The organism is Streptomyces sp. NPDC005574 (assembly GCF_040605435.1).
Classification (GTDB): Bacteria; Actinomycetota; Actinomycetes; order Streptomycetales; family Streptomycetaceae; genus Streptomyces.
The window spans coordinates 1-8,609 of sequence record NZ_JBEXCW010000068.1; the positions used below are offsets into that span (position 1 = coordinate 1).

The following is an 8,609-nucleotide window of genomic DNA, read 5'->3' on the forward strand; positions in this document are numbered from 1 at the left end:
TCAGTGTCTGGATTTCAGACGTGTGATATTCGGATCTGGCTCGGGGGGCGCCGTTCGGCCCGGGGCGGCCGGCCTCGCCGCCGCCGTGTCGAGTTCCGCCGTCGACGTCGACGCCGACCACTGCTCGCCGCGCTTGCCCGCGTCCATCGCCTCGTTGGCGAGACGGTCCGCGTGCTTGTTCAGCGCGCGCGGGATCCACTCGTAGGTCACCCGCGACGAGGGGAAGACCCGGCTCGCCTCCGCGGCCAGGGGCTTCATGGCGGGGTGTTTGATCTTCCAGCGGCCCGACATCTGCTCGACGACGAGCTTGGAGTCCATCCGGACGTGGACCGCGGCGGACGGGTCCAGGGCGTGGGCGGCGCGGAGGCCTGCCAGCAGGCCCCGGTACTCGGCCACGTTGTTCGTGGCGACGCCGATGTACTCGGCCGCCTCGGCGAGGGTCTCCCCGGTCGCCGCGTCGAGCACCACGGACCCGTAGCCCGCGGGCCCCGGGTTGCCCCGTGACCCGCCGTCGGCCTCGACGATGAACTCCCGCACCGCTCGCGTCCCCTACAGGCCGGACTCGGAGGTGCGCACCAGGATGCGGCCGCAGTTCTCGCAGCGGACGACCTTGTCGCGCGGGGCCGAGCGGATCTCGTTGAAGTCGGTGATCGCCAGTTCCTGGCGGCAGCCCTGGCAGGTGCGCTGGGACAGCTTGGCCGCGCCGACGCCGCCCTGCTGCGCGCGCAGCTTCTCGTACAGCTTCAGCAGGTCCGCCGGGATGACGCCCGCGATGACCTCGCGCTCCTTGGTCACCGAGGACTCCTCGCCGTCCAGCGTCTCGAAGGCCGCGTCCCGGCGGGCGGTCGCGTCGTCGATCCGGCCCTGGACGGAGCCGACCCGCTCGGTCAGCTCGGCGGCCCGCTCCTGCGCGGACTCACGGCGCTCCATGACCTCCAGGACGACGTCCTCCAGGTCGCCCTGCCGCTTGGCGAGGGAGGCGATCTCGCGCTGGAGGTTCTCCAGGTCCTTCGGGGAGGAGACCGCGCCGGAGTCCAGGCGCTGCTGGTCGCGGGCGGCGCGCTGGCGCACCTGGTCCACGTCCTGCTCGGCCTTGGTCTGCTCGCGGGCGGTGTCGCTCTCCTCGGTCTGGGCGGCCACCAGGAGGTCGCGCAGCTGCGTCAGGTCCTTGGTGAGCGACTCGATCTCGGCGTGCTCGGGCAGCGACCGGCGCTTGTGCGCGAGCTGCTGGAGACGGACGTCGAGTGCCTGGACGTCGAGGAGGCGGATCTGGTCGGCGGGCTCGGCGTTCAGTTGGGGGCTCCCATTGCGCTAGGAATCGGGTCGGAGGCCGCGTGGGCCGTCCAGGGGTCGGTGACCGTCTTGGAGACGTGGACGCGAAGTCCCCATCCGCTCCGGTCGGAGATCTCGTCGAGCTGGGCGGCGGCCAGCTCGCACCAGGGCCACTCGGTGGCCCAGTGCGCCGCGTCGAGCAGCGCGAGAGGACTGTGGGCGTGATCCGCCGTGAACTCCGACACCGGGTGGTGGCGCAGATCCGCGGTGAGGAACGCGTCGACGCCGGCCGCCCGTACGTGGTCGAAGAGGCTGTCGCCGGACCCGCCGCTCACGGCGACCGTGCGGACGGCCGCATCCGGGTCGCCGGCGACGCGGATGCCCTGCGCGGTGGCGGGCAGCCGTTCGGCGACGCGGGCGGCGAACTCCCGGACGGTCAGCGGGTGGTCGAGCTCGCAGATCCGGCCGAGGCCCCGGCGGCCCTCGGGGTCGGTTGCGTCCGGCACCAGCGGTCCCACGACGCGCAGGTCCAGGGCACCGGCGAGCGCGTCGGAGACGCCCGGGTCGGCCCTGTCGGCGTTGGTGTGGGCGACGTGCAGCGCGATGTCGTGCTTGATCAGGGTGTGGACGACGCGGCCCTTGAAGGTGGAGGCGGCGACCGTCGTCGTACCGCGCAGGTACAGGGGGTGGTGGGTGACGAGCAGGTCGGCGCCCAGCTTCACCGCCTCGTCGACGATCTCCTGGACCGGGTCGACGGCGAACAGGACCCGGGAGACCTCCTGGCCGGGATCGCCCACGACGGTGCCGACCGCGTCCCAGGACTCGGCCCGCTCGGCGGGCCACAGGGTCTCCAGCGCGGTGATGACTTCAGACAGACGGGGCACGGGTGAAAGGCTACCTGCCCGTTCTCCGCGACCGCACCGCCGCTGCACGGTCCCGTACGGGTCCGGTCCGGCCAGCACAGCGGCCTCCGTTTCCTCAGGCGAATCGTTCCTGGGCCATCCTTATGTGTGAAGTGACCGTCGGCCGCTCCCCCGCCTGTGCATACGAAAACTACCTTCGTCGCCGGAGGTGACCGGACGATGACGGTCTGTGCGATGGAGTCTGCGGCGGACAGTGGGGATGAGGCCGCGCGGGCGGGGCGCACCGGCACGGCGGACGGCGCGGACGCGGCGGGCCGGGCGGGGTGTGCCATCACGGCGGACGGCGCGTACGCGGCCCGTCTCGCGCGGGCCGGCGACTCCTGGTTCCCGGAGCGCTGGACGCTGGACGGACCCGAGCCGTACGCCGTGCCGCTGCCCGGCAACCAGCCGGAGGAGCCCGGCACCGAGGTGCAGCCGATGGGGGACGGGCGCGTACTGATCCGCCGCGTGGCCGACGGACGGCACGCCTTCTCGCTGCTGTACCCGACCGGGCCGGACACCGGTGAGCTGCTGCTGGGCGCGGTCGAGTGCCCGGACCCCGGCAGCCGGCTGCGGCTGCTGCCGCCGGCGCCCTGCGGGGAGAAGGCGTACGCCCTCGCCGTGGGCCCGCGGTCCAGCGCCGTGTGGCTGGTGGCGGGCGGCGCCTTCGGTCCCGAGCACGTCGCCGAGCTCCCGGGGCGCTGCTCGGGCGGGGTGTGGCTGGACCGGGCGGGACGGATGCTGGCCCTGGACCGGGAGGTGGCCGGCCGCACCAAGACGGTGGTGGTGGACCTGGAGCGGGGCGGGGAGATGTCCCCGCTGCTGCAGATCACGCCGGACAGCGACGACCGGCTGCTCCTCGCCGACCCGGACAGCGGGCTGCTGCTGATCCGCTCGGACGCGCCGTCGCCCGGCCGTGACCGGCTGGGCTGGGGTGTCCTGGGCAGCACGCTCCCGGTGCGTTTCCCGGAGAGCCTCCAGGTGGCCGGCTGCGCGGTGACACCGTTCGCGATCCAGCCGGGGCAGGTGCTGACGCCGGAGGGCTGCGCGGTGGCGCTGCGCGTCGACGGCCCGGGCGGCAGCTGGCTGGGCGTATGGCGGCCCGACCGGCGCCGGATGCGGCAACTCGCGGCGCCCACGGGGTGGTTGGCGGGGGCGGGCCTGTGGACCACGGACGGGGTGCTCCAACTGCCCTGCGCCACGGCCGAGACACCCTGCTCGGTGGCACGGCTGGCGGGACCCTTCGGGGAGCCGGGCGACACGGACGGAGCGCGGGGCACGGACTCGGTGGGGGGCGCGGGCTCGGGCGGTGCCAGTACGGCCGTATGGCCGGACTCGGGCGGTGCCGGTACGGCCGTATGGCCGGACGCGGGGGGTTCCTTCCCGGCGCCCGGCGAGCCGCCGGCGCCGGGTCCCGCGGCGCCTGTCGCGCCGCGTCCTGTGCCCTTGCAGCAGGCGCCGCTGGGACGTCTCGTAACGAAGTAGTGCCGGTTGGTGCGGCCTGCTGGATTCAGCCCGTGGGCAGCTGGATAAAATCACCCCGCAGCAAAAGATCATGTTGACGGGGTGAATCTTCCGATGAGCGACGTAAGCACCATGCAGCCGTTGTCCACCGAGAGCCGGGAGGACGTCGGCCACGGCCGGCACCGGGGACCGGTCTCGGTCCACGACGGCGAGGCGGCCGGCCACGGCCGGCACCGCAAGCCGAACGAGGACGCCGAGGCGGTTGCCTGACGGTACACAGGAAACAGGTCCACAGGAAGAGGCCCGCGTGTCAGCAGACACGTGGGCCTTTTCCGTGCGCCGTCGACCCGCTCGATCCCGCGCCCGCGCACGCCCCCGCCGCTACCCGCGCCTCAGCCCCAGCACCTCCGCCGCCCCGAACGTCTCCCCGGCCGGCCGCTCCGCGTAGTGCGGGGTGAGCAGGGCGTCGAGTTCGTCGTAGGTGAAGGTGTCCTGTTTGCTGTCGAACTTGGCCTGCACCCGCGGCCGTTCGACGATCGCGACCATCCCGCCGTGCACGACGAGCAGTTGACCGTTGACGCGGGCGGCCGCCGGTCCCGCGAGGTAGCCGACCAGCGGCGCGACGTGCTCGGGGGCGAGCGGGTCGAGCCCGGCCTCGCCGCCGTCGCCCCGGCCGGTCCGCCCGATGCCCTCGAAGACGTCCTCGGTCATCCGGGTGCGGGCGCGCGGGCAGATCGCGTTCGCCGTGACGCCGTACCTGCTCAGCGCGAGGGCGGTGGACGTGGTCAGCCCGACGACTCCGCCCTTGGCGGCCGCGTAGTTGGGCTGGCCGGCGGAACCGGCGAGGAACGCCTCGGAGGAGGTGTTCACGATCCGCCCGTACACCGGGCCCCCGGCCGCCTTGGACCGCTCGCGCCAGTGGGCGGCGGCGAAGCGGGTCGTGTTGAAGTGGCCCTTGAGGTGGACCCGGATCACCGAGTCCCACTCGTCCTCGGTCATCGAGAAGACCATCCGGTCGCGCAGGATGCCCGCGTTGTTGACCAGGATGTCCAGCGTGCCGAACTCGGCGACCGCCAGGTCGACCAGTTCGGCGGCCTGCCGGTGGTCGGCGACGTCTCCGGTGTGCGCCAGGGCCCTCCCGCCGGCCGCGCGGATCTCGTCGGCGACCTGCTGGGCGGGGGCGGCGGAGCCCTCGCCGGAGCCGTCCCGGCCGGGCTGACCGAAGTCGTTGACGACGACGGCCGCGCCGAGCCGGGCCAGTTCCAGCGCCTCGGCCCGGCCCAGGCCCCGGCCCGCGCCGGTGACGATCGCGGACAGCCCTTCGAGTGGCAGTGACATGCGCGTCCCCAGGTCTCGGTGGTCAGATCTCGATGCAGGTGCGCAGGGCGGCGCCCGTCCGCATCTGGTCGAGGGCCTCGTTGATCCCGGCGAGCGGCACCCGGTGCGTGATGAGGCCCGCGAGGTCGATGCGGCCGGCCCGCCACAGCGCGATCGTCCGCTCGTAGGAGCGCAGGACGTCGCCGCCGCCGTACAGGGACGGCAGGATGCGCTTCTCGTCGAAGAACAGCTCGAACATGCTGAGCTGGAGGAAGTCGTCCAGGGCGCCGGCACCGACGACGACCAGGGTGCCGCCGCGCCGGGTGTTCTCGTAGGCCGTGCGGGCGGTGGTGGAGCGGCCCACGACCTCGAAGACGTAGTCGAAGCCCTCGCCGGCGGTGATCTGCTGCCTGGCGTCGGCCAGTTCGTCCGGGGACACGGCGTGCGTGGCGCCGAACTCCAGCGCGGACTCGCGGCGCGAGGCGACGGGGTCGACGGCGACGATCTCGGCGGCGCCCCTCAGCCGCGCCCCCTGGATCGCCGAGATGCCGACGCCGCCGCAGCCGATGACGGCGACCGAGGAACCGGCCTCCAGGTCCGCGGTGTTGAGGGCGGCGCCGAGCCCGGTGGTCACCCCGCAGCCGATCAGGGCCGCGATGTCGAAGGGCACGTCGTCGGGTATCGGCACCGCGCAGCCCGCGTCGACCACGACCTCCTCGGCGAAGGTGCCGGTGCCGGCGAAGCCGAAGAGGTCGCCGCCGGGGCGCCTGAAGTTCGGGGTGCCGGCGTTCATGAAGCCCGCCAGGCACAGTTCGGTCTGGCCCCGCCGGCACGCGGGACACGCCCCGCAGGCGGGCAGCCAGCAGACCACGACCCGGTCCCCCGGCTTCAGGTCGAGGACGCCCTCGCCGACCTCGGTGATCTCCCCCGCGCCCTCGTGCCCCGGCACGAAGGGGGCCGGCTGCGGCAGCACCCCGCTCATCGCGGAGAGGTCCGAGTGGCACAGCCCGGTGGCCCGGACCCGGATCCTCACCTTGCCCGGGCCGAAGCCCACCGCCTCGACGTCGTCGAACACCTCCAGCTTGTCCTGACCGATCTCGTTCAGTACGGCTGCGCGCATGGTGCGGCTCCCCTCAGCGGTGTGCCCGACGCGGGCGGTCGGCGTCGTGGTGCGGGATGTCCGGCGGTGTCGGCCGGGCCGGCTCAGGTGTGTTCGACGAGCGTGTCGGCGAGGACGGGCGCGTCGTCCCGTTCCACGGCGCTCACCGCCACCCGGACCGCGCCGTCCGCGCGCCACATGCGGATGCGCAGGGTCTCCCCCGGGTAGACCACCCCGGCGAACCGTGTGACGTAGCCGCGCACCCGGTTCACGTCCCCGCCGAGCAGCGTGTCGACGACCGTCTTGAGGGTCATCCCGTACGTGCACAGCCCGTGCAGGATGGGCCGGTCGAACCCGGCCACCTTGGCGAACTCCGGGTCCGCGTGCAGCGGGTTCCAGTCGCCGGAGAGGCGGTAGAGGAGGGCCTGGTCCTCGCGCACCGGCCGCTCCACGACCCGGTCGGGCTCACCGACGGGCGCCTCCAGGCGGGCCGACGGCCCCCGGTCGCCGCCCCAGCCCCCTTCGCCCCGTACGAAGATCTGCGCGTCGTTGGTCCACAGCGGACCGTCGGTGTCGGCGACCTCGGTGCGCATGACCAGCACGGCCGCCTTGCCCTTGTCGTGGACGGCGGCGATGCGGGAGGTCGCGGTGGCCGTGCCCCGCACCGGGATCGGGCGGTGGACGGTGAGGCTCTGGCCGCCGTGCAGGACGTGCGCGAGGTCCACCTCGACGCCGGGCATCGACAGGCCGCCGATGACGCCGGGGGAACCGGCGCCCGCGACGGTGGCGAAGCTCGGCAGGACGTGCAGCCGGGACTCCAGGGTGTAGCGCAGCTCGTCGGGGTCGGTGGCGGGGACGCCCGCGCCGATCCCGAGGTGATAGAGCTGGACGTCCTTGGCGGTCCAGGAGATCTCGCCGGACCGGGGCTCGGCGGCGACGGCCTTGGCTGCGTCGATGGGCATGGGGCTCCTGTGGGCTCAGAGACCTCGGCGCGGCCGTCCGCACCGTCGGTCGCACCGAGGTCGTCACGGGCCGATCTAGAACGCGTTCCAGTCCGGCGCCCTCTGTATAGCCCAGCGCCCGGCAGTTGTGAAGACTCCTGACGGAGTGTCAGCTCGGCCCGTGGCGGACGGCACCGGCGGGCGCCGACGGTGACATTTGTCCTGCCGCGGTCCGTACAACCGCCTCTGCCGCGCCGCGCCCCCGGTCCGTACCGTCGTCCTCATGACAACGGGGAGCGCGGAACGGGACCGCGAGCGGGAAACGGGGAGCCGGGACATGAACCTGATGCGGAGCACCGCCTGCCAGGTCCGCGAGTGGCGGGCGGCACGGGCACGGTGGAAGGCGGACATGGAGCGGTTCAAGGCCGGACGGAAGGCCGCCGCGGACGGATCGGGCGCCGTCCCGGAGGACCCGGGGCCGCCGCCCTCCGGCTTCGCGCTGCTGCCCTGGCTGCTCATGGGGATGGGCGCGTTCTCCAACCTCTTCCAGGGCGAGACGCCCAATCCGTGGATCGGCGCCCTGGGGCTGCTGACGTTCAACTCGCTCTACATCTACGTGACCTTCCGCGCCTTCGTGAAGCAGACGCGCCAGGCCACCTCGACCCGGGTCGCGCTCGTGCTGATGGGCCTGGTCACCTGCGGACTCGCCCTCGGGTACGGCGGCAGCTGGCTGTACTACTTCCCTCTGCTCGGCCTCGCGACCGGCGCGGTCATGCGGGGGCCGTGGCTCGGCCGGACCGGGCTCGCCCTGACCGCCCTCGCCGCCGCCGTCTCCGTGTTCCGGGCCGGCTGGGACGCGGTGAACGTCGCCTACGGCACGTTCCTGTCCACGATGGTCACCGCGGCGATCCTGTCGCTCGCCGAGGCGGTACGGGAGCTGCGGGCGGCCCGCGAGGAACTGGCCCGGCGCGCGGTCGAGAAGGAACGCCTGCGCTTCTCCCGGGACCTGCACGACCTGCTGGGCCACACGCTCTCGGTGATCGTGGTCAAGTCGGAGGCGGCCCGCAGGCTCGCCTCCCGCGACCTGGACGCGGCACTGGCGCAGATCACCGACATCGAGTCGGTCGGCCGCCAGGCCCTCACCGAGATCCGCGAGGCCGTCACCGGCTACCGCGAGGGCAGCCTCACCACGGAACTCGACCAGGCCCGCTCGGCCCTGTCCGCCGCGGGCGTCGAGCCGGTCGTACGCCAGTCGGGGCCGCCGCTCGCCCCGCAGACCGCGGCACTGCTCGGCTGGGTGGTGCGGGAGGCGGTCACCAACGTCGTACGGCACAGCGGCGCGGCCCACTGCGAGATCACGGTGTACGGGGAGGCGGAACGCGTCCGGCTGACGGTGACCGACGACGGCGGGGGCGCAGGGACCGCCCCCGACGACGGCGGGGGCGCCGGGACTGCCCCGATGACCGCCTGCGACGGCACCGGTCTGAAGGGGCTCAGGGAACGGCTCGCGGCGGCCGGCGGCAGCCTCACGGCCGGCCCGGGCCCACGCGACGGCTTCACGGTCACGGCGGAACTCCCGACGGAGCCGGCGGACGTGGCGGCCTCGGCGGAGCC

8 protein-coding genes and 1 pseudogene are annotated in these 8,609 nt (G+C 73.7%); 3 read left to right on the forward strand and 6 right to left on the reverse strand.

Annotation, left to right across the window (positions count from 1 at the left end; translation table 11 throughout):
* Positions 1-63 precede the first annotated feature (63 nt).
* From ABZT03_RS31295 to ABZT03_RS31305, 3 genes and pseudogenes are all read right to left on the reverse strand, one after another.
* A pseudogene (locus ABZT03_RS31295) lies at positions 64-537 on the reverse strand (reverse transcriptase-like protein); the annotation flags it as partial.
* A 12-nt stretch (positions 538-549) separates the two neighbouring features.
* Positions 550-1,293 (reverse strand): C4-type zinc ribbon domain-containing protein, encoded by a 744-nt coding sequence (locus ABZT03_RS31300; protein WP_356045722.1) that lies wholly within the window; start codon positions 1,291-1,293, stop codon positions 550-552.
* Entirely contained in the window at positions 1,290-2,156 is an 867-nt protein-coding gene (locus ABZT03_RS31305; protein ID WP_356045651.1) for a Nif3-like dinuclear metal center hexameric protein, read from the reverse strand. The genes ABZT03_RS31300 and ABZT03_RS31305 overlap by 4 nt, the downstream gene beginning before the upstream one ends.
* 213 nt (positions 2,157-2,369) lie before the next feature.
* Between ABZT03_RS31305 and ABZT03_RS31310 the strand changes: the two genes are divergently transcribed.
* Both ABZT03_RS31310 and ABZT03_RS31315 read left to right on the forward strand, forming a co-directional pair.
* Entirely contained in the window at positions 2,370-3,659 is a 1,290-nt protein-coding gene (locus tag ABZT03_RS31310; RefSeq protein WP_356045653.1) for a hypothetical protein, read from the forward strand.
* Between the two features lie 93 nt (positions 3,660-3,752).
* Positions 3,753-3,908 carry a hypothetical protein gene (locus ABZT03_RS31315; protein WP_356045655.1) on the forward strand — a complete coding sequence of 52 codons (156 nt, stop codon included), beginning with the start codon at positions 3,753-3,755 and terminating at the stop codon, positions 3,906-3,908.
* A gap of 111 nt (positions 3,909-4,019) precedes the next feature.
* Here the strand turns inward: ABZT03_RS31315 and ABZT03_RS31320 are convergent, their stop codons facing one another.
* The 3 genes from ABZT03_RS31320 to ABZT03_RS31330 all read right to left on the reverse strand — a co-directional run bounded on the left by ABZT03_RS31320 (position 4,020) and on the right by ABZT03_RS31330 (position 7,016).
* Positions 4,020-4,976, reverse strand: coding sequence for a 3-oxoacyl-ACP reductase (locus ABZT03_RS31320; protein WP_356045657.1), 957 nt, complete (start codon positions 4,974-4,976; stop codon positions 4,020-4,022).
* Between the two features lie 22 nt (positions 4,977-4,998).
* Positions 4,999-6,075: a Zn-dependent alcohol dehydrogenase gene (locus ABZT03_RS31325; RefSeq protein WP_356045659.1), complete on the reverse strand. Its 1,077-nt coding sequence runs from the start codon at positions 6,073-6,075 to the stop codon at positions 4,999-5,001.
* An 83-nt stretch (positions 6,076-6,158) separates the two neighbouring features.
* Positions 6,159-7,016 (reverse strand): MaoC/PaaZ C-terminal domain-containing protein, encoded by an 858-nt coding sequence (locus ABZT03_RS31330; RefSeq protein ID WP_356045661.1) that lies wholly within the window; start codon positions 7,014-7,016, stop codon positions 6,159-6,161.
* Positions 7,017-7,332: 316 nt separating this feature from the next.
* Between ABZT03_RS31330 and ABZT03_RS31335 the strand changes: the two genes are divergently transcribed.
* Positions 7,333-8,609: sensor histidine kinase (locus ABZT03_RS31335; protein WP_356045724.1), on the forward strand; the 1,277-nt coding region annotated here is incomplete at its 3' end.